General features: G+C 36.8%; 25 protein-coding genes and 1 riboswitch. Of the genes, 6 read left to right on the top strand and 19 right to left on the bottom strand.

The features are described from left to right. Positions 1-123: 123 nt before the first annotated feature. Positions 124-546 (top strand): DUF4395 domain-containing protein, encoded by a 423-nt coding sequence (locus M3627_RS05605; protein WP_251553263.1) that lies wholly within the window; start codon positions 124-126, stop codon positions 544-546. Between the two features lie 445 nt (positions 547-991). Then, the gene (locus tag M3627_RS05600; protein ID WP_251553262.1) at positions 992-1,465 is read left to right on the top strand and encodes a hypothetical protein; all 474 of its coding nucleotides are present in this window, start codon (positions 992-994) and stop codon (positions 1,463-1,465) included. A 242-nt stretch (positions 1,466-1,707) separates the two neighbouring features. Here M3627_RS05600 and M3627_RS05595 read toward each other — a convergent pair whose 3' ends face one another. From M3627_RS05595 to M3627_RS05560, 8 genes are all read right to left on the bottom strand, one after another. Next, on the bottom strand, positions 1,708-2,448 hold the full coding sequence (locus M3627_RS05595; RefSeq protein WP_251553261.1) for a hypothetical protein: 741 nt from the start codon (positions 2,446-2,448) through the stop codon (positions 1,708-1,710). Further along, positions 2,441-2,902 carry a hypothetical protein gene (locus tag M3627_RS05590; protein WP_251553260.1) on the bottom strand — a complete coding sequence of 154 codons (462 nt, stop codon included), beginning with the start codon at positions 2,900-2,902 and terminating at the stop codon, positions 2,441-2,443. The genes M3627_RS05595 and M3627_RS05590 overlap by 8 nt, the downstream gene beginning before the upstream one ends. Positions 2,903-3,128: 226 nt before the next feature. Next, positions 3,129-3,845 (bottom strand): YebC/PmpR family DNA-binding transcriptional regulator, encoded by a 717-nt coding sequence (locus M3627_RS05585; protein WP_169358423.1) that lies wholly within the window; start codon positions 3,843-3,845, stop codon positions 3,129-3,131. Positions 3,846-4,077: 232 nt separating this feature from the next. Next, a complete protein-coding gene (locus tag M3627_RS05580; protein WP_251553259.1) occupies positions 4,078-4,512 on the bottom strand; it encodes an HIT family protein in 435 nt (144 codons plus the stop codon). 12 nt (positions 4,513-4,524) lie between these two features. After that, positions 4,525-4,959, bottom strand: coding sequence for a GNAT family N-acetyltransferase (locus M3627_RS05575; protein WP_169358421.1), 435 nt, complete (start codon positions 4,957-4,959; stop codon positions 4,525-4,527). A gap of 17 nt (positions 4,960-4,976) precedes the next feature. Further along, positions 4,977-5,447: a low molecular weight protein-tyrosine-phosphatase gene (locus M3627_RS05570; RefSeq protein WP_169358420.1), complete on the bottom strand. Its 471-nt coding sequence runs from the start codon at positions 5,445-5,447 to the stop codon at positions 4,977-4,979. A gap of 86 nt (positions 5,448-5,533) precedes the next feature. Further along, positions 5,534-5,941, bottom strand: a complete 408-nt coding sequence (locus M3627_RS05565; RefSeq protein WP_169358419.1) for a hypothetical protein — start codon at positions 5,939-5,941, stop codon at positions 5,534-5,536. A gap of 2 nt (positions 5,942-5,943) precedes the next feature. Then, a complete protein-coding gene (locus tag M3627_RS05560) occupies positions 5,944-6,150 on the bottom strand; it encodes a helix-turn-helix transcriptional regulator (RefSeq protein WP_169358418.1) in 207 nt (68 codons plus the stop codon). 140 nt (positions 6,151-6,290) lie between these two features. Between M3627_RS05560 and M3627_RS05555 the strand changes: the two genes are divergently transcribed. Continuing rightward, positions 6,291-6,680 (top strand): NUDIX hydrolase, encoded by a 390-nt coding sequence (locus tag M3627_RS05555; RefSeq protein WP_169358417.1) that lies wholly within the window; start codon positions 6,291-6,293, stop codon positions 6,678-6,680. Between the two features lie 248 nt (positions 6,681-6,928). On the opposite strand, the gene M3627_RS05550 is transcribed toward M3627_RS05555, so the two are convergent. The 3 genes from M3627_RS05550 to M3627_RS05540 all read right to left on the bottom strand — a co-directional run bounded on the left by M3627_RS05550 (position 6,929) and on the right by M3627_RS05540 (position 9,787). Then, the gene (locus M3627_RS05550) at positions 6,929-8,644 is read right to left on the bottom strand and encodes a GMC family oxidoreductase (RefSeq protein ID WP_251553258.1); all 1,716 of its coding nucleotides are present in this window, start codon (positions 8,642-8,644) and stop codon (positions 6,929-6,931) included. 28 nt (positions 8,645-8,672) lie between these two features. Then, the gene (locus M3627_RS05545; RefSeq protein ID WP_251553257.1) at positions 8,673-9,452 is read right to left on the bottom strand and encodes a gluconate 2-dehydrogenase subunit 3 family protein; all 780 of its coding nucleotides are present in this window, start codon (positions 9,450-9,452) and stop codon (positions 8,673-8,675) included. 77 nt (positions 9,453-9,529) lie between these two features. Next, positions 9,530-9,787, bottom strand: a complete 258-nt coding sequence (locus M3627_RS05540; RefSeq protein WP_251553256.1) for a hypothetical protein — start codon at positions 9,785-9,787, stop codon at positions 9,530-9,532. A 462-nt stretch (positions 9,788-10,249) separates the two neighbouring features. Here M3627_RS05540 and tatA point away from each other — a divergent pair, with 462 nt between their 5' ends. After that, positions 10,250-10,456, top strand: a complete 207-nt coding sequence (gene tatA, locus M3627_RS05535; RefSeq protein ID WP_169358520.1) for a twin-arginine translocase TatA/TatE family subunit — start codon at positions 10,250-10,252, stop codon at positions 10,454-10,456. A 309-nt stretch (positions 10,457-10,765) separates the two neighbouring features. On the opposite strand, the gene M3627_RS05530 is transcribed toward tatA, so the two are convergent. The 3 genes from M3627_RS05530 to M3627_RS05520 form a co-directional block, all read right to left on the bottom strand. After that, positions 10,766-11,011, bottom strand: coding sequence for an HAAS signaling domain-containing protein (locus tag M3627_RS05530; protein ID WP_169358413.1), 246 nt, complete (start codon positions 11,009-11,011; stop codon positions 10,766-10,768). Between the two features lie 122 nt (positions 11,012-11,133). Beyond that, on the bottom strand, positions 11,134-12,072 hold the full coding sequence (locus tag M3627_RS05525) for an ABC transporter substrate-binding protein (RefSeq protein WP_251553255.1): 939 nt from the start codon (positions 12,070-12,072) through the stop codon (positions 11,134-11,136). A 3-nt stretch (positions 12,073-12,075) separates the two neighbouring features. Further along, the gene (locus M3627_RS05520) at positions 12,076-12,615 is read right to left on the bottom strand and encodes a hypothetical protein (RefSeq protein WP_251553254.1); all 540 of its coding nucleotides are present in this window, start codon (positions 12,613-12,615) and stop codon (positions 12,076-12,078) included. 170 nt (positions 12,616-12,785) lie between these two features. Beyond that, positions 12,786-12,975, bottom strand: a riboswitch (cobalamin riboswitch). A gap of 112 nt (positions 12,976-13,087) precedes the next feature. Between M3627_RS05520 and M3627_RS05515 the strand changes: the two genes are divergently transcribed. Further along, the gene (locus tag M3627_RS05515) at positions 13,088-13,561 is read left to right on the top strand and encodes a VanZ family protein (protein WP_251553253.1); all 474 of its coding nucleotides are present in this window, start codon (positions 13,088-13,090) and stop codon (positions 13,559-13,561) included. A 41-nt stretch (positions 13,562-13,602) separates the two neighbouring features. Here M3627_RS05515 and M3627_RS05510 read toward each other — a convergent pair whose 3' ends face one another. The 3 genes from M3627_RS05510 to M3627_RS05500 are packed head-to-tail and all read right to left on the bottom strand — an operon-like array spanning position 13,603 to position 15,314. Next, a complete protein-coding gene (locus M3627_RS05510; RefSeq protein ID WP_251553252.1) occupies positions 13,603-13,995 on the bottom strand; it encodes a GerW family sporulation protein in 393 nt (130 codons plus the stop codon). Between the two features lie 12 nt (positions 13,996-14,007). Then, positions 14,008-14,514, bottom strand: coding sequence for a GNAT family N-acetyltransferase (locus M3627_RS05505; protein ID WP_251553251.1), 507 nt, complete (start codon positions 14,512-14,514; stop codon positions 14,008-14,010). A gap of 2 nt (positions 14,515-14,516) precedes the next feature. Then, positions 14,517-15,314 carry an aminoglycoside adenylyltransferase domain-containing protein gene (locus M3627_RS05500; RefSeq protein WP_251553250.1) on the bottom strand — a complete coding sequence of 266 codons (798 nt, stop codon included), beginning with the start codon at positions 15,312-15,314 and terminating at the stop codon, positions 14,517-14,519. Between the two features lie 142 nt (positions 15,315-15,456). On the opposite strand from M3627_RS05500, the gene M3627_RS05495 reads away from it, so the two are divergent. Beyond that, on the top strand, positions 15,457-16,305 hold the full coding sequence (locus tag M3627_RS05495) for a DegV family protein (protein WP_169358406.1): 849 nt from the start codon (positions 15,457-15,459) through the stop codon (positions 16,303-16,305). Positions 16,306-16,326: 21 nt separating this feature from the next. Here M3627_RS05495 and M3627_RS05490 read toward each other — a convergent pair whose 3' ends face one another. Both M3627_RS05490 and thrS read right to left on the bottom strand, forming a co-directional pair. After that, positions 16,327-17,076, bottom strand: coding sequence for a GNAT family N-acetyltransferase (locus M3627_RS05490; RefSeq protein ID WP_240949585.1), 750 nt, complete (start codon positions 17,074-17,076; stop codon positions 16,327-16,329). A gap of 219 nt (positions 17,077-17,295) precedes the next feature. Beyond that, positions 17,296-18,489 (bottom strand): threonine--tRNA ligase, encoded by a 1,194-nt coding sequence (gene thrS, locus M3627_RS05485; RefSeq protein WP_251553249.1) that lies wholly within the window; start codon positions 18,487-18,489, stop codon positions 17,296-17,298. Positions 18,490-18,513: the final 24 nt, after the last annotated feature.

Below are 18,513 nucleotides of genomic sequence, written 5' to 3'. Positions count from 1 at the left end.
CAGACACTTTTCAAAAAATATGTCGATTTCCCGGGAAATAGGTCATTTAGTTCTTAATTAATTTACATTAACTGAAAATCAACATATAATAGTATAAATCCAATAAGAAAAGTAGGTTTTAAGATGAAGACAATTCCAAAACCCCTTGTTATGGTCAACCAGTGGTCAATAGTAACCTCCGTAATCATAGCGCTTCTTACTCAATCAGCATGGATTCTACTTATCCCGTTAATCGCTAATCTATCCAGTTTATTAGTTGGCTTCCATCCAATTTTAGTTGTAGCTAAAAGGTTTTTAAAGAAACCTAGTAGTGAATACATCCAAGAAGATTATGATCAGCTAAGATTTAACCAATGGCTTGCAGTTGGCTTTTTAGCTGTAGCTAGCATTAGCTTTTTCCTAAAGTGGAGCATTTTATTTAATATTGCAACCGTCATGGTTGGCTTAGCAGCATTTGTGGCTATCTTAGGGTTTTGTATAGGTTGCTTCTTTCGTTTCCAATATCAGCAATGGAAATATCGGAGAAATAACTCTGCTGCCCATTAACAATAAAAAATAGAAGAACGTCACAGCTTAACGGGTTCGGTTATTGGGGAGAAAACATTAAACAGCAGTCTAATTGGGGACACAATTCTATTATGAATTGGTGTCGCCTTTTTTGTTGTCATGTCAAGGCTTTAACAGGTTTAACAAATGAATTGACATATCAATTCGCACACAAATTGAAACTACCACTAAATTTATGCAAGACCGTTAAAGCCAGTGCTAAAAGGGTTGTGAATTGATGTATTAAAAGTAATTCATAACACTTAATTTTTAGTAGGATATTGGAGTTTTTAGATTAACCTATATATAAGAAATACCAAAGAACTGTAAAGGTTATTTATTTATTTTACAAACTGTGACAATTACTTTATAACTTTTCCAAAAAGGATTCGTTTATGTTTATAATGAGGAATTTATCAGTTTGGGGAGGGAGGGGAAAATCAGTATGATTAAGAAAAAAATGCTGATAATAGCAGTCATAATACTGTTCGCCATTCTATTAGTAAAAATAATTAAAAAAGATTTATGGGAAGCGAATGAAACACTGTTGAAACAGGCAGTGTTGAGCATCGAAGAATCTTCAGAGACTGTGAATTTATCTGATGTGACTCCATTCGAATGGGATTACGTGTATTCATTTGACCCATATACATCCAAAGCTGTTATCTATAAAACCGTCGGCTATAAATGGGACAGAATCAGTGAAACGGTAAGTGAAGGTATGAATCAATTGGTTTTCATGAAGGATGGAAAAGTGGTTTGTTATGTATATGGATACCCTACGAATAATGGATACGGCATTTATTTCACGGGCGACAGTTCAGCCGAATCAACACCTGTTTCTCTTCTCAGTGCGCAAGGCGATTTAACTTTTCAGGTTGAAAGAAGAGATGATTATATCTATTTAATAAAAAATTAATTGAGAACCAATTACTTAATTATTTAGTAATTTGGTGTACCAAGGATGGTAAAATACACGTCAAAAAAGGCTCAGATTTCCGAGCCTTTTTTACTTGCCGATTATATTGTCAATTTACTGTTGTAACTAATGCTGATTAGTGTGAAATTTACATTGCTAATAGCATCAACCGAATCCGTTAGTCACAGTTCTACTCTTTTTTTATTTGACATTAACGATTACCCAAAGCACAAAGAGTGTCTTCACTCTTCACCATTCATGTTTCTTCCGGTACTTCTAGCTGTTTCACTAATGATATAGCTTAGTTTCAACCGCTTAAACCATCTCTCCGATTCATTCATTTCTCCTGTTATACCATTTACCTCTTCGTGATACTCCAGTCCATTCACTTCCAAGTAGCCTAATTGGAATCCTGCTATTCTGTATGCAATCATGGCCCATTCTGCATCCGTCATTAAGGCTTTCGAATAATGAATGATATACTTAGCGCATTCTCTTTTAAAGGCGCAGGATCCAGCTGTAATATCAAAGCTCTGCCCTACCTCCAACGAAAATATTTTATTGGTCACTCTTTCAGTCTCGATCCATTCCAATGGATGAGTGAGCATTGCCTGTTCTGTTCTGCCTATAACTAAATAGTCATAATTGAGTATTTGATTTACTACTCGCTTTAATTCATTTGGATAGCTGTGTATCCATGTCAGTATCCGATCTAAATCACAATAATGGTAATGCTCACTATGACTCTGAAGTGAAAATTTTAGAGCTTGCCTTCTAGCATTAGCTGCTCCCTTTTTAGGAATTACACGATATTTAACTGCACTGTTTTGTATTACTTCTAACAATTTCTTTGAAGATTCATCACTTATGGTTAAATATACATCTCCATATATATTAGAAAGTGTCTGATGGTAAGCTTTAAATAGGTCTACACTTTTCCCATCTGGATCATGAGTTACGGTGATAAGAACTGGTTTATCCACGATTGGTTTTCCCTTTCATTCCAAGGCCATACGTTATTGCAATGGCTATGAAGAGAACAAGGAGTACCCCTCCTCCAATGAAAACGTATGTTGTATTCCAATTGTTCTTCTTACTTCTCGCATACTCTCCGTCACTATTTGCTTTCACGTATATCCCTACTTCTGATTCAACAGCAATAGCTTCCTCTGGATCTACTTCCACTATTTCATAATACTTAGTCCCTTTAGGAAATGTATTAGAAAAATTACCTGAATACGTTCCTTCTCTATCTGAGTATTTTGTTACATGTCCAATCTCCTTGCCTATTTTCTCTACGTTTTCTTCCGTAATTATATACACGTCACCATCCCAAACTACAAACTGATAAGCCCAGCTTGCCATAGCTGGGCTTAGGATAAAGAAGCTGCCTAACAGCAGGATTAATGCATAATAAAAAATAAAGGATTTCCTCATTTCCACTTCCTCCTTTTACCAATTAGACGCTCCATAATTCCAACAGTTTCTCCCTTTAAAAAATTTAATAGGATTCTTCTTGCCTTGATAAACGCTTAGCCCAGGTGTCACTTATATCCATTCAGCTAAATGATTTGTCTTTGGGTTTCATATACTTTGTAGAAAGTCCATATCACAAAAAATCCTCACTCCAGTTTCCTGAAGTGAAGATTTCCTCTGTATATCATTAAGCTAATTCTACATTGTGATAAACTTGCTGAACGTCCTCTAAGTCTTCAATAGCATCAATCATTTTTTCAAATTGTGCTTGTGCATCTGCATCCAATGCAATGTCGTTTTGTGCAAGCATTGTAAGCTCAGAAATTGTAAATTCCTCAACTCCTGCTGCTCTTAAAGCTTCTTGCACCACATGGAATTGATCTGGCTCAGCGTATACGATGACCGCGTCGTCTTCTTCCAAGATGTCACGAGCATCCACATCAGCCTCCATTAGGATTTCTAATACCTCGTCAGCTGTTTTTCCTTCTAACCCAATAACTGCTGTTGCATCAAACATGTAAGATACGGAACCACTAACTCCCATGTTGCCGCCATTTTTACCAAATGCAGCACGCACATCAGAAGCAGTACGATTTACGTTATTTGTTAATGCATCTACGATAACCATTGATCCACCTGGACCAAATCCTTCATAGCGAAGCTCGTCATAGCTTTCCTCAGATCCACCTTTTGCTTTTTCAATTGCTTTATCAATAATATGTTTTGGTACACTGTAAGTTTTCGCACGCTCTAATACAACCTTTAACGCTTGATTGGAGACGGGATCAGGTTCACCTTGTCTTGCTGCAACGTATATTTCACGACCAAATTTGGCATAAATACGACTAGTATTCGCATCCTTGGAAGCTTTCTTTTCCTTGATATTATTCCATTTACGACCCATAAAGTCCCACTCTCTTTCTCCTATTGTTTTCGTACTCTAGAATTCTACTGTGTTATTATACATTAGATTCCTTGTAAGTAGCAAAAATTAATACATTAACTTCCATTCACTTCACACTAAGATACCTTTAAGTATATGTGAATATCCTAGTTAGACCGAACTATTAACAATAACAATTCCATAAGCTAAAAAAGAGCCTTTCCTTCTCGGACAAGACTCTACACGAATTATTTTATTTACCTTCTGCTATAACATTCCGAACTGAGTCTCTTAATTTAGCTGTAACAGTTTGCATGCTTTCTAGATTGCGTACGAGTGGCTCATCTTGATAAAATTCTGCGAATTGTTGCCCCTGATACCTCGGGACAACATGCATATGGTAATGAGTCAATTCACTAAAGACTCCTCCATTTTGACAGATTGTAATCCCATCTGGGGCATATAATCTTTTGATAGCCTTAGAGATTAGCCTTGATGCATCCATGATCGAATAGGCTACCTCAACATCTAGGTCATCCACATCCTCATAATGCCTTTTTGGAAGTATAAGCACATGCCCATTATTAAAGGGTTCTTGGTCTAAAAAGCAGGTAATATGATCATTCTCAAATATAACAAATATCTCTTGTTTTTTATTCGCTAACATACAGCCTAAGCAATCCGTCATTTAGTTTCCTCCCTATAGCATTTTTTCTAGCACAATTTTATGCGTACCTTTATTACTTATAAATGTTTCTTTAATATCAAACCCAAACTTTATATTTAAAATTAGCATTTCTCTTTTTTCATTTCTTGAGATGGTACGGGCTTTTGTGTACCCCATTGACTTAACAAGTTCATGCTGTCTGCACATCAGCTCTTTCGCTATTCCTTTTCCACGATAATCCTTGTGAACACCGCCCAGCCAGCTATAAAAGGTGCGATTTCCGTAGTCATAGCCAATTTTAAATCCTACTACACGGTCTCCATCCTTTGCTACAAACAGGATTAAATTGTTTTTTTCTTTTAACTTTTCTGTTGCCAAGTCTGAGCCGTCAAATACATGCTTATGTAGCTCCAAAACACCAGAAAGCGTCTGTTTGTCCGGTACCCCATGAAAATATTCATACTCCACTTTTATTCCCCCTCTTGCTACAGTTGCTCTTTATAATCAAGTTTAACTTTGCCTAGAAGTGCATCACAGCCCTCTAAAACCAAATCATAGGTTTCCTGAAAATCACCAGTGAAATAAGGATCAGGTACATCTTTCTTGTGCTCAGTCAAATCTAAAAAACGAATAATTTTGGGATGATCAGGTTGACCAAGCATTTGTCGTATATCTTTAATATTATTTTCATCCATACCAACAATATAGTCAAATTCTTCAAAATCTTCTTTTTGTAGCTGACGTCCGGATATACCCTCTGTCGAAATGTCATATTCTTTTAGCTTGGCTATTGTCCCTGGATGTGGCGGGGCTCCAATATGCCACTCACTTGTAGCAGCTGAATCTACTCGAATACTCGCTTCTAATTTTTCCTTTGCTACTAGATGCTTAAATACAGCCTCCGCCATGGGAGAACGACAAATATTACCTAGACAGACAAATAAAACATGAACCATTTCTTAACATCCCTTCTTAGTCAATTTATACTGCATACGCTTTATAGACCTTATAAACTACCTTTATAATACCCTTTCTATGTCCCTCAAATCTTCTTGATTATAAAAGTACCAATACCAATTAACATAAATAGGATCATCATATAAATAATGAGTATTCCTATTTCTATTGTTTCAACACCAAGCGCAAATAATATTAATAATATGGCCCCTGTACCGAAGAGGACAAAATAAAGTACAGTAGAAAAATAATTCTTCATCATCACAGTTGTGCGTTCATCCATATCCGGTACATTTCCTATACGTTTTTGTCGCCACCATGCATAAAGCAAAAAGACAGAAAAGCCCCCTAATGCTCCAGCTAACATTGGCAAGAAAAGCCCCCAATCGAAGATGCCCTCCTCTTTACCCGAGATATACACCCCTAAAAACGAGCCACCAATGATACATCCACTAATTATTCCATACAATAGGATCTCATAGCCCTTCTTCATCCTTATTCCTCCTCTAGATAAAATAATTCTTCAATAGGTACATCAAAATAACGTACTAGTTTAAGTGCAAGCTCTAAGCTGGGATTGTATTTATTGTTTTCAATCGCTGTAATGGTTTGTCTGGTAATTTGTAAATCACCCGCCATTTGAATCTGTGTTATCCCCTTTTTTAAACGGATTTCTCTTATATGATTAATGACCTTTGCCATTTACTTCCTCCTTGCTTACAATGTAAATATATCTTTACATACAGAATAATCAAAAATTTCTCCAATGTAAAGAACTCTTTACATATTTCCATTAATTTATTGTTATAATTTTCTTAAAAATAGGTGAAGGGGGGAATAAGATGAGAAATCGAGGAGCCACTATTATTTTAGAACAAGGACGAGTTGCACTGATCAAAAGGACTAAGCCTTATACCACCTACTATGTATTTCCGGGTGGAGGTATCGAGAATGGAGAAACCCCTGAGGAGGCAGCTATTCGTGAGACATATGAGGAGCTAGGGGTACATGTTCGCATCCAAAGACTTTTTAAAGTACTACCATATAGCGGAACTCAATATTATTATTTAGCTGATATTGTAAGCGGTACGTTTGGATCCGGAGGTGGAGATGAATATGTAAGCACTTCTAAAGAAAAAGGAAAATATGAACCGATTTGGATCGACCTCAAGGATTTATCTACTCTTGATGTTCGTCCTAAAGAAATAGTAGAAGCAATCTTGGCAGATTAAACAGTCCAAGGAACCCACAAAAATTCGGTTCATAATGAACAGCCTGAAATTTACACAAACTGTGCAAGCTTCTTAGAAATCCAAAAGAGTAGTTAAAAGTTTGTGGATGAATCCATATATTAAAAAACTGCTACCTTCTTTTGATGGAAAGAAGATAGCAGTTTTTAAGTTGTTGGCTAATTCTATGAGTAAAAATTATTTGTTAAGTTTAAGCAAATATTATTTCTTTATATAGAAGCTTCTCGATTTTAAACTAATAATCCGCCAGTTTTTAAGTATTTTTCAATACCTTCCGCAGCACGATATGCTAGTGCTCCAACTGTACCAGTTGGGTTGTAACCTGAGTTTTGAGCAAAAGCACTTGCACCAGGTACAAATACGTTTTCACAATCCCACATTTGTAGATAGCTGTTTAAAGCACTTGTTTCTGGATTAGAGCCCATAATTACTCCACCAGTATTATGAGTAGATTGGTAGTTACGAATATCGTAATCTCCGACTTCGAGGCCATTAATTTTGATATCTTTTGCACCCATTTTTTTCATGATCTCAGCTGATTTTTCGCCCATAAACTTCATTAGCTGACGGTCTTGATCTTTCCAATTAAACGTCATACGAAGTAATGGATCACCGAATGCATCTTTATACGTTGGATCTTGATCGATGTAATTATCTTGCCAAGGAAGGGAAGCTCCTTGTGCTTTAACAATAAGAACACGGTTTGCATTTGTAACAGAAGCATCTTTAAATTCTTTCCCCCAAGTTGGAACGCCTGCTGGAATCTGATTGTTGGCAATAGGACGATCCCCTAATTGGGTAATTTGAATTGTCGCACCATGTAAGAAATCTAAGTCAGTATGATCAAAGAAGTCTCCGTTAAAGTCATCAATTTGTGCTCCTAGAGATCCTGCACCACCGTATAAATTGAACTCTTTATCAAAGAAACCTACAGCAGTCCCTAGAATTGTTTGGTATGCATAGTTTCTACCAATGACACCTGTACCAGTAACTGGATCATATGGACGGCCAAGTTGAGAGTTTAATAATAGTTTAATATTGTTCATTTGATAAGCTGATACTACAACTACATCTGCCTCTTGGATAAACTCTTCACCAGTACGTATATCAACGTATAACACGCCAGTAGCTTTTCCATTAGTGTGTAGAACTTTACGTACAACAGAATGAGTACGTACTTCGAAGTTACCAGTTTCTTTAGCTACAGGTAATACTGTAACTACTGGTGAAGCTTTTGCTCCATATTCGCAACCAAAACGCTCACAAAAACCGCAATATTGACAAGCGCCACGAGAAACGCCATCTGGATTAGTATAAGATTGCGATAAATTGTTAGAAGGCATATGGTATGGATGATAACCAAGCTCTTTCGCTGCACTTTTGAATAATTTTATAGCAGGTGTTTCCAGCATTGGCGGGTTAGGGTATTTTATTTGTGGAGAGCCAGGTAGTGGATTCTCCTCACCGCTAATACCCGTCATAGCGTCAAATTTATCGAAGTATGGTTCTAACTCTTCGTATGTTATACCCCAGTCTTGAAGCATCATCCCTTTAGGGATTTTACCTTTTCCGTAACGTTTAACAGTTTCTGAATAGATTTCGAAATCGTATGGAAGGAAGCGGTAAGTTTGACCATTCCAATGCTCTCCTGAACCACCTGTTCCTTCTCCGATTAGGAAGCTACCCCATTCACGGTAAGGTAATGCTCGTTGTGTCATATCGTGACGGAATGTAATTGTTTCTTTAGAAAGATCCTGCATCATTTCTTTACGCTCTGCGTAACGTAGTTCATCGTGAGCCATAAAGTAATCCTCAGTTGAACGTTCTTTACCACGTTCGATACCTACTACTTTGTATCCTTTTTTTGTAAGTTCTGCTGCAATAATACCGCCTACCCAGCCTACCCCTACTAAAACTATATCTGTTTTTGGTAATTTAGTTGCCAAAGTTGTTCACCCTTTCTATTTGTGCTGATTAGTGTTGATGCTGAGAGTTTAAGCTCATAGGATCTATTTTCACGAATTCATCTTTTTCTAATACATTAGTATAACTTGATTGATGTCCAGGGAAATTCTTCATTTTCCAACCAGCCATATCTTTGTTACCGCCGTACATAGGGTCAGCATATACTCCTTCAATTGTTACTTTTCTAAGTAAAGAGAAGAAAAAGGAGGAACTAACGGCTCCATTTAATTTAACTTTATCAGCTTCAAAATCTTTTAAGATTTCGATTTGTTGTTCTTCTGTTAAATTAGCAAATTTAGGTTTATCATCGGATTTCTTTGCAGCCTCTGTATTTAAAGCTGCAATTCCAAGATTAAACACTTGCTGACGGTTCAAATGTGTTTGGTACCCTTGTTGTGGAACTGCTTCTGCAGGGAAGAAAGGACCGGTCATATATTCTTTTGAGTTTAGGCCAAAGCTTCCTGCGAGTTGGTGATCAATATAATATGCAACAAGTAATTCTTTCGCCCCGGGTCCTACCTCAGTTTTAGGAAAAATTTGCTCTGCTGCAGCTTCTATCGTGTCAAATTGTGCTTTGTCAAAATACATAAGTGCTTGGTTGAAGTTAACACTAGTAGTTGCTGAATGAACCCCAGTTTCATTAGTTTTAGATGTTGAGTCTTTCCCTAGTAAAGAACCGAGTGCTCCACCTAATACAACTCCACCAACTGTTAATCCAGAGTTTTTGATAAAAGTACGTCTAGATGAACGTTTATCTAAGTAAGTAGTCTTGTTTTCCTGTTCTGACATAATATGACCTCCAATGTAAATTAGTATAAATAGCTTATTGTTTATTTAGGTAAACAATGGCTTAAAAGATATTCTGATTAATGAAAAACTGCATTCCAGTTATAAACTAATGAGAATAGGATCGTATAAACCAATAAAAATGAGACAAAGTATATATATTTTTTTCCAGTCCAGCAAAGAACAATTATAGCTAGTCCGATACTTGAACCTATTAACGCGAACCAAGGAAACTCATTATTAAAGTAAAAGAGGCCAAGAGCTAAATCTGCTACTATAAATAAAGCAAAAATTACTTGATTCAACAGTTTTAATTCTTCTAAGTTATATTGCGTCACTTTTATTCTCCTTTAACATAGTACACACAACTATGAAAACGTAATTTTTATAAATACAAAACAACCGTTTTACAGTCTACTCCTTTTATTTCTTAAAAACTAGATATTTATTTCGATTATAAAAATATAATTTTATTCTGAAAAAACATTAAATTTTTATAATTAATGCAGAATAATAGAAAAACCTTTGTATTATGGGCATAAATTAATTAGTATTTCCTGGATAAATAAACGATAAGATTATATTTATATAATTAAATTTTTGCAGAAGGGATTAAGGTACTTTTATAACGAAGAGACTTTTCCAGTTCAAAACGCTTAGATTATTTTTAACACTAAATTATTTACAAATTTAAACGTAGGAGTATAATGTGTTATTGATACAAAACAACCAATTTTATGTATGATTAACTACTATTGAAAAAACACATGAGAATATACAGAAACAGTATAGGAGAGATTATAATGCCAAATATCGGAATACCAGGTTTAATCATTATATTAATTATTGCTTTAATCGTGTTCGGTCCGAAAAAATTACCTCAATTGGGTAGAGCAATTGGAGAGACGTTAAAAGAATTTAAAAGCTCAACTAAAGATATAGTAGACGATGTTGCAGAAGAATTTAAAATAGAAGACAAAGAAACAGTAACTAAAAAAAATATCTAATGCAAAAAGCCGCCAAATTCTAATAGGCGGCTTTTTGCATGTGTTAATATACATTCCTAGATATCAGTCTATAAGAATCTATACAAAAGCTTGTTGCTCTTTATTTCTTTAAATAACGAAGAAATAAAAGGGCCTCTTGGAGTTTGTGTGATGGGATAGGGGTTAGTGATATAGGCAACACACCAGAGATGAAAGTTTATACAGACGGGGATTTATCAGATTCAAACTGTAAAATTTGGATTCCCAATGAACCAGTTAAAACTTGTCAATGAAGTCATGCTACAAAGGGTAACTAGCCTTTGTAGCATTTTATATATATGCACTTTCATATGCCACTTCTGTTACGATCATTTCCTCTTCGGAGTAAGCCTTAAGTAGTTCCCTTGCTATATACGATGGTGCTCCTAATGATTCTATTATTGCTTGCTCGGATTTCCCCTCTCTTAACAAGTCACAAAAATATTTTTGGAAATCTCGAACAACCGCTTGGCGCTCCTTAGCATTTAAAATATATAGCTGTTTTTCTAATGTCTCAATATAAACGTTTGCTGTCACTTCTAACTCCTCCTCGGTACTATTCATTAAATAGTACTATACCATAACACTATTATCCATTGCAAGGTACCTGTTTTAAAATAAAAGAAGATGGCCTCCTCAAAACGAGACCATCCTTTACTTTATTTAAATAATTCTGGATAAACGGTTTTGGCTACTAGTTCCACAGCTTCACCAATTCGTGGACCAGGGCGAGACATTATGTCCGAATCTAATTGGAAGATGGCGTTGTTTTGTACAGCCTCTAGCTGGTTCCAGCCTGGACGAGCCTTAATCTCACCAATTGGATCTTCTACATAATTTACGGTAGTTAAGATAATCGGAGGATTTTTCTTAATGACATCTTCCTCAGATAATTTAATCCATCCCTCTTGGTCTCCAAAAATGTTCACAACAGAAGCATTATTCAAAACTTCTTGTTGAAACGTATTTTTACCAGTTGTAAAAATTTCAGGAGAGGGGCTTATCTCAAAATAAACTTGTTTCTGATTAGCTACACCCGATACTTTGTCCTCAACACTTTGAATAGTAGTTTTAATAGAGTTAACAAGGTTTATTCCTTTATCCTCAACTCCCATTACTGCGGCCAACTGTTCAATATCACCATAGACGTCTTCAAATGACAGTGCCGATTGAATGACAAAAACGTCTAAACCCGCATCTTCCAACACTTTAAGCTCTTCCTCAGAACCGGTGGTATACGCTATCACTACATCTGGGCTTATCTCTAAAATCCGTTCTGCATTAAAGCTCATAGAATCGGAAATTCTTTCAATTTCCAGTGCTTCTTCTGGATAGGTATCATACTCTGTAGCTCCCACTATTTTATCTCCCACGCCAAGGGCAAATAGAATTTCTGTGTTGCTTGGTTGTAGAGACACAACCGAGTCGGGAACTTCTTCAAATGTAATTTCGTTCCCCATATCGTCCGTTACAGTGTATTCCTTTACTTCTTGTACAGAATCTGTTTCAACAGCTGTATTCTTTTCAGCCTCTTGGCAGCCTACAAGTAAGATAGAAAGTATTAGTACCGCTAACCAATTTCTTAATTGTTTATTCATATGTTAATCCCCCAATTCTTTCTTTTTTCTCATGGGATATGATTTACTGACAAATTGAATCTCGTCAACTCCATGATACTTATTTACATATACCGCCATTGCAAACAATACATTTGCTAATAGCTGCGTGTAGTCAAATAAAATCTCAGGTACTTCTCTTTCTAAAGAGACTTTATGTAAAGCTCTGACCGACTTTTTTGCTTCACTTCGACATACGTGCAACTCACAAGCAACCGTTGAACCTTGTGGAAGTACGAATATATCTACTCTTCCTTCTACTTCGCTTACGTAGGAATCGTACATATCGCTGAGGATTTGTAAATCTTCTTCATGGATCGCGAGCTTCCCTCTGACAGACCCATTTAAGTGGTATGCCATCGGGGCCAAATACATAAGGTCCTCATATACTCTTGGAATATCTTTTGTTAAAGAAGCAGCCAAGCCGATACGTGTCGTCAGTGAGTCCGTTCGAATCTCAAAGTCTACTGTAGAAGGCTTCTCTCTCATAAACGGATAACAAATATAACGCATGTCCTTTTTCACCTTTTCCCCTCCCTTCCTAGTAAATGTGAACATATGCAATACAATACTCGACCTCTTACAGCACAAAAAACGCCACCCCAAAAAGGGCGGCGCAATACTATTTATCGTTTTATAAATTCAATCGAAAAAATAGACACGTGCCGTACAACCCCTTAACTTCCGAAGAGTATTTATACGTTCAAGAAAAGGCTGGTCTCCTGGCTCATGCATCATTTTACTCTAAGAACCTTCCCATCGACTTCTAGCCGACAGTGGTATTTTTCTTATTTCATCTGCATTTACAGTTGCGGATACAGCTTCGGTTTTTCACCGAATTCCCAATTAAGCTGACAAGTCAGCACCTTTTCCCTGCAATAAATTATTCACTTATCGTAAGTGTACCATAGCGTATCATTTTGGGATAGAAATGGTTATCTAGTGTTAAAACTAGTAATTAGTTTGTTTCTTGTTCAGTTTATGCTACTGTTTTTATATGAAAAAATATATCCCACTATTACTTTTAATTCTCTTTGTATTTATTGCTTCGGGTCAAACTTCCGAGCAGCAATCTTTAGAGGCTGTGCTTAAAAACTGGCTTCCCAACAAGCCATTGGAATCCTTTTTGTCTTTATTTCATATTCCATATTGGGGATTTTATGTCTCTGTCGAGGAACGTGGCTACTATGCATTTGTTGAATTTTTAATCAGAAAAGGAACGCACTTTTTTTATTTTGGTTTGATTGGATTAGCCATTTATATTGCTTTACCGAAAAAAAAGTACAGAAAGCTGTTGGCCATACTGATTACCTTTTTTCTAGGAGCAGCAGATGAATTCCATCAATCCTTTACGAGTGGACGATCTGCACTCTTTCAGGATGTTCTATTAGATACAAGTGGCGCAATTTTTGCCATGCTATTGCTAACGCTTGTTCAATGGTTAAAGAATAGAAAAAACGCTACCCACTAAATTTAAAAGGTAGCGTTTTTCTATTAAGCTATTTAAAGAACTTATTTTCGACTTTTCTTTAATAGGAAGGCAAGACCTAAGGTGATAATGGAGAACACAGTAAGTAATTGATTAATCGGAAGTATAGGCTTGAATTTTACATTTTCCTCGGTGATTTCATAAACTCCAACTGGTTTAATCGAAAATACACCACCTGCTCCTTCTCCTTGACCACTAGCATTTTGCTCGTCTGTAAATCCACCGCCTCCTCCTCCACCTACGAAGTAGTTCACTTTGGCTACTGGCAGAATCCGTTTATTGTCCATAATAATTGGGTCCCCGTATATTAAAGAAGCATCCTTTTCTCTAGAAAACTTTTCAAAAATAGAACGTATTGGTGTTTGTATCATAGGCAGCTTGGTATTATCCTTTTGTTTACTTGTCTTTTCCTCCATACTATCTCTCCTTTATTTTAATATAAGGGTCATATGATGTTCCTCGTAATAAACATCTCTTTCCTTTAAAGCCATTTCTTCTGTTCCAAATACTTTAAATCCTAGCTGCAGGTATAAATTTTTTGCAGACTCATTACTAGATACTACGGAGAGATTAATCTTTTCAATTTCATTAGTTTCTCTTGCCTGTTTAATCGCCTGCTCCATTAAGGACTTACCGGCACCTTTTCTTCTCCCGTGTGGACTAACATACATCGCAAATATATTTGCTCTATGCTTCATTTTTGAGCCACTCTCCTGTAAAAGAGTAACCATACCGATTAATTTATCTCCCTCAAATGCGCCGAACGTATAATTCCCATTTACTTGAAAATTGCTTCTTACTCGTTCAATTGGATTTTCTCTTTGAATAGCCTCTTCATAACTAGTACCAAATGCTTCGGGGTTATTTTGCAGTGCCTCAAGCCTTAGCTGCCAATATGCCTCTGCATCATCACCTATTAATCTTCTAATTTCCATTTCTATACCTCCTGAAAATAGCGTGCATTGCAAAGTTCATGTGCGTACAATATTAAATCTCGACAAGCTTCTGCACGTGAGCTTTCTGTTGCAAATAGCGAAGGAGATTGCTCTAATGTACGAATTCTCATCCCTTCTTGTATTAAAGGATGCCAAACATTTGGAAGCATACTTAACCCTTTTCTCAGTGCTTCTTTTTTTGAAATGATCTGCTGATATTCGAGTGAATAAAGAATTCTGCAAATAGTAGCTGTAACAGCCTCCACCACTTCATCAGTCACTGAATCTGGTATTTCTTTTGTTTTCTCATACCAATATTGATTAATATTGTATTTTAACGTCCCTAAGACGTCCTCCCATTCAGTAGAAATCTTTAACTCTTGAATATCTGTTCCCTGCAATGTAATTCCATGCTCCTTTAACACCCACCAAGTCACATGATTAATGTCCCAATGCCCAACTCTAACAACGCCATCCGCACAAAAAGGATAAGGTTGCATTGTTTCGTTCCCCTTACTAAGGTCAGTTGCTTGGATATACATACCGTCCATCCGAGAACCTAATTCCTCTTTAGACAATTGAAAATGAAGATCCTTTATCATTTCTATCTCTTTCTCATTTACCTGTCGATTTAATAAAACGATAAAGTCTATATCACTCTTTTTCTCATCAAAAGCGTCTAAAGCAACGGAGCCATACAAATAGACTCCTTCTATTAAATTCATAGGCAAATGTGTATTTAATTGCTGTAGATATAGTTGCATTAAATTATGTAGAGAATACGGTAATAAATACTTCAACCTTTCACCTCCTCTAAATATGTTCAAAATATGTTCCAGTTCCCGAAATTTCGACAAAACATGACAAGTAACACTATTGATATGTATTCATCTGCGTTACATTATCGCTAACAAATTATTTTTATTAAGGAGATTATCAACTGTGAATAAAAAAGTTGCTTGGATCACTGATACTGCCGCTTTATTGGAACAATCATTTATTGAAAAACATAATATACATGTCTTACCGTTAAATATTGTTTTTGAAGAGGGTGCATTCAAAGAAACGATTGATATGACACATGATGAATTCTATGACAAATTAAGAAATGCTAAAGTTCATCCAAAGACCTCTCAGCCTCCAATTGGTGAAATGGTACAACTATATGAAGACCTAAAAGCAGAAGGATATGATTGTGCAGTTGCCGTCCATACATCAAGCGGTTTGTCTGGCACCTACCACAGCTCACAAACCGCTTCTAAAATGGCCAATTTCAAAGTATATTCCATTGACTCGAAAATAGGCTCTTATCCAATGGTCAAAATGCTAGAGGTTGGGAAAAGCTTGTTAGAAGAAGGCCGAGGCGTAGAGGAAGTTGTAGCTCATATAGAAAATATGACAAATAACTCTGAGTTATCCTTCATTCCATCTAGCTTGACTCAGCTTCATAAAAGTGGTCGCGTTTCCGGCACAGCAGCGTTTCTTAGCAATCTATTAAATATAAAAGTGGTTATTTCCTTTGATAATGGAAAAACCGTCCCGACAGAAAAAGTACGTGCTACTAAAAGAGCTAAAAACTATGTAATGGGACGCCTTCGAAAAGATATGAAAATAGCAGAAGTTCCAGAAGTTGCAGTAATCAACTGCAACAACAAAAAGGATGCTCAAACGTGGAGAGAAGAAATCCTGCAGGAATTCCCTAACCTTAAGGTAATTGTTATCCCACTAAGTGCCTGTGTAGGAGTGCATGCGGGAGAAGGTACCATTGGTCTGAGCTGGGTTCGATATTAATATAATTTATAAAGGGGTTTGCTATTTAGCAAACTCCTTTTTTAACAAAGAGCAAATGGAAGCATCACAAAATTGTCCTTTTTCAAACGCAGATTCTCTTAATGTACCCTCATATATAAATCCTGCTTTTTCCAATGTTTTTTTGGATGCCATATTGTCGGGATCATAGAGGGCTTCTATTCTGTGAAGCTCCATCTTTTCAAAGCCATAAGTTAGTATAGGCTGCAAAACCTCCGTCATCACTCCGCTTCGCCAGTATTCTGGCGTAACCTCAAAACCGATTTCCGCTTTGAAATGTTCTTTCTCCCAATTATGGAACCCACAGCTTCCAATAATCTTATTGTCTTCCTTTGTCGCTATTCCCCAACGCAAGCCTTCGTTTTTATGGTATTTTGTCTGCCAGTTTTTTATTATTCTTCTTGCTTCACTAACATCCTTTAAGACATCAAGATCATAGTACTTCATAACCTCATACTGAGAAAAATAATAGAATACCTCTTCTGCATCGGTCAGCTCTATCTGGCGTAGTACAAACCGTTTCGTTTCCATTCTAGGAAAATTTTTATTACGTTGATCATAGGCAAATAATACAAAGAATTGAGATATGGCAATTATCCCTGACAGGGTACTAATAAAAATGCTTATCCAAAAGTACATAGATATTCTTCCACTTCCTATAGGACCAACTTTCGGCTGGTACACGTCATAGACAGCATAAAAGTTAATCCCTAATAAAACTATTCCACCAAACAAGATAAACCATTTAACCATAGCGACACTTCCTATCGAGAGTTTATTCGAGATGGTGGCCATAAAATCCTTTTTTAATGGTGCTAAAGGATCTCTACTACAATTCGATGGCTCGGTTGACCGCATGACGCTCCATACCCTCACAAGTTCCAGCAAGTTTACGACAATCCACCCTCCGATTACTACAATGACCGGATACTTTACGACAATCCGTCATCCTATCCACTTACCACAACAACTTTACTCTCTCAGGTGGTGTCCAATAAATGCTTCTATCCCAATATCACCAAGGCTTCCTACTCGATGCTTCCTAACGGAAACAACTTGATTCTCCATTTCCTGGTCACCAATGATCAGCATATACGGATGTTTTTGCATGGCTGCCTCTCGTATCTTCAATCCAATTTTTTCTACGCGGTCATCTACTTCTACCCGGTAGCCTTCTTGTTGTAGCCGCGACTTTACTTCCTCCGCATAAGCTAGATGAGCGTCTGCGATAGGCAACACCTTCACTTGAACCGGGGCTAGCCAAAGTGGAAAATTACCTTGAAAGTGTTCTAATAGAATCGCGATAAAACGTTCGATAGAACCATATATTGCTCGGTGAATCATGATAGGACGACGTAGTTGATTGTTTTCATCGACGTACTGGCAATTAAATTTTTCCGGCATTTGAAAATCAAGCTGAACTGTTCCACACTGCCAGCTACGTCCAAGTGAATCGAGTATATGAAAGTCAATTTTAGGACCGTAAAAAGCTCCATCTCCCTCGTTTACTTGATATTCAACCTGTTTACTCTTCAATACCGATTCTAGCGCTTCTTCTGCTTGGTCCCATACTTCCACAGAGCCCATAAAATCCTCTGGACGAGTTGATAGCTCCACTTTATAGCTAAATCCAAATTTCAGGTAGAATTCATCTACTAGATCTAACACCTTCGCAAGCTCACTTTCAATTTGCTCTTCTAGAACAAACAGATGTGCATCGTCTTGAGTAAATGCTCGAACACGCAATAGACCATTCAAAGATCCCGAAAGCTCATGACGGTGTACTAACCCTAGCTCTGCATATCGTATAGGAAGTTCTCGATAGCCTCTTCTTTTACTATTAAAGATTAAAACTGCTCCCGGACAGTTCATTGGCTTAATCGCATACTTTTGTTCATCCACATCAGCAAAATACATGTTTTCATGGTAATGATCCCAGTGTCCCGATTTCTCCCACAGCTCCTGCTTCATCATGATAGGAGTTTTTATCTCCTGATAGCCCGCTCGCTGATGTTTTTCTCTCCATAAATTTTCGAGTTCATTTCGTAAAACCATTCCTTTTGGCAAATAAAATGGCATACCTGGAGCTTCCTCCATGGACATAAATAATTCTAGTTGCTGACCCAATTTTTGATGACTTAGTCTTTCTTCTGCTTTTACTGACATTATAATTCCTCCTAGTTTTGTTTA

The sequence above is a fragment of the Psychrobacillus sp. MER TA 171 genome, assembly GCF_023713305.1.
Taxonomy (GTDB): domain Bacteria; phylum Bacillota; class Bacilli; order Bacillales_A; family Planococcaceae; genus Psychrobacillus.
The sequence above is the reverse complement of the archived record's forward strand: the minus strand, read 5'-3'. Positions and strand labels throughout refer to the sequence as shown.

Excerpts from the sequence above, each read along its gene's own strand:
- M3627_RS05605 (WP_251553263.1), top strand. The coding sequence starts at position 124 with ATGAAGACAATTCCAAAACCCCTTGTTATGGTCAACCAGTGGTCAATA.
- M3627_RS05600 (WP_251553262.1), top strand. The coding sequence starts at position 992 with ATGATTAAGAAAAAAATGCTGATAATAGCAGTCATAATACTGTTCGCC.
- M3627_RS05590 (WP_251553260.1), bottom strand. The coding sequence starts at position 2,902 with ATGAGGAAATCCTTTATTTTTTATTATGCATTAATCCTGCTGTTAGGC.
- M3627_RS05585 (WP_169358423.1), bottom strand. The coding sequence starts at position 3,845 with ATGGGTCGTAAATGGAATAATATCAAGGAAAAGAAAGCTTCCAAGGAT.
- M3627_RS05580 (WP_251553259.1), bottom strand. The coding sequence starts at position 4,512 with ATGACGGATTGCTTAGGCTGTATGTTAGCGAATAAAAAACAAGAGATA.
- M3627_RS05570 (WP_169358420.1), bottom strand. The coding sequence starts at position 5,447 with ATGGTTCATGTTTTATTTGTCTGTCTAGGTAATATTTGTCGTTCTCCC.
- M3627_RS05565 (WP_169358419.1), bottom strand. The coding sequence starts at position 5,941 with ATGAAGAAGGGCTATGAGATCCTATTGTATGGAATAATTAGTGGATGT.
- M3627_RS05560 (WP_169358418.1), bottom strand. The coding sequence starts at position 6,150 with ATGGCAAAGGTCATTAATCATATAAGAGAAATCCGTTTAAAAAAGGGG.
- M3627_RS05555 (WP_169358417.1), top strand. The coding sequence starts at position 6,291 with ATGAGAAATCGAGGAGCCACTATTATTTTAGAACAAGGACGAGTTGCA.
- M3627_RS05545 (WP_251553257.1), bottom strand. The coding sequence starts at position 9,452 with ATGTCAGAACAGGAAAACAAGACTACTTACTTAGATAAACGTTCATCT.
- M3627_RS05525 (WP_251553255.1), bottom strand. The coding sequence starts at position 12,072 with ATGAATAAACAATTAAGAAATTGGTTAGCGGTACTAATACTTTCTATC.
- M3627_RS05515 (WP_251553253.1), top strand. The coding sequence starts at position 13,088 with ATGAAAAAATATATCCCACTATTACTTTTAATTCTCTTTGTATTTATT.
- M3627_RS05510 (WP_251553252.1), bottom strand. The coding sequence starts at position 13,995 with ATGGAGGAAAAGACAAGTAAACAAAAGGATAATACCAAGCTGCCTATG.
- M3627_RS05505 (WP_251553251.1), bottom strand. The coding sequence starts at position 14,514 with ATGGAAATTAGAAGATTAATAGGTGATGATGCAGAGGCATATTGGCAG.
- M3627_RS05490 (WP_240949585.1), bottom strand. The coding sequence starts at position 17,076 with ATGGTTAAATGGTTTATCTTGTTTGGTGGAATAGTTTTATTAGGGATT.
- thrS (WP_251553249.1), bottom strand. The coding sequence starts at position 18,489 with ATGTCAGTAAAAGCAGAAGAAAGACTAAGTCATCAAAAATTGGGTCAG.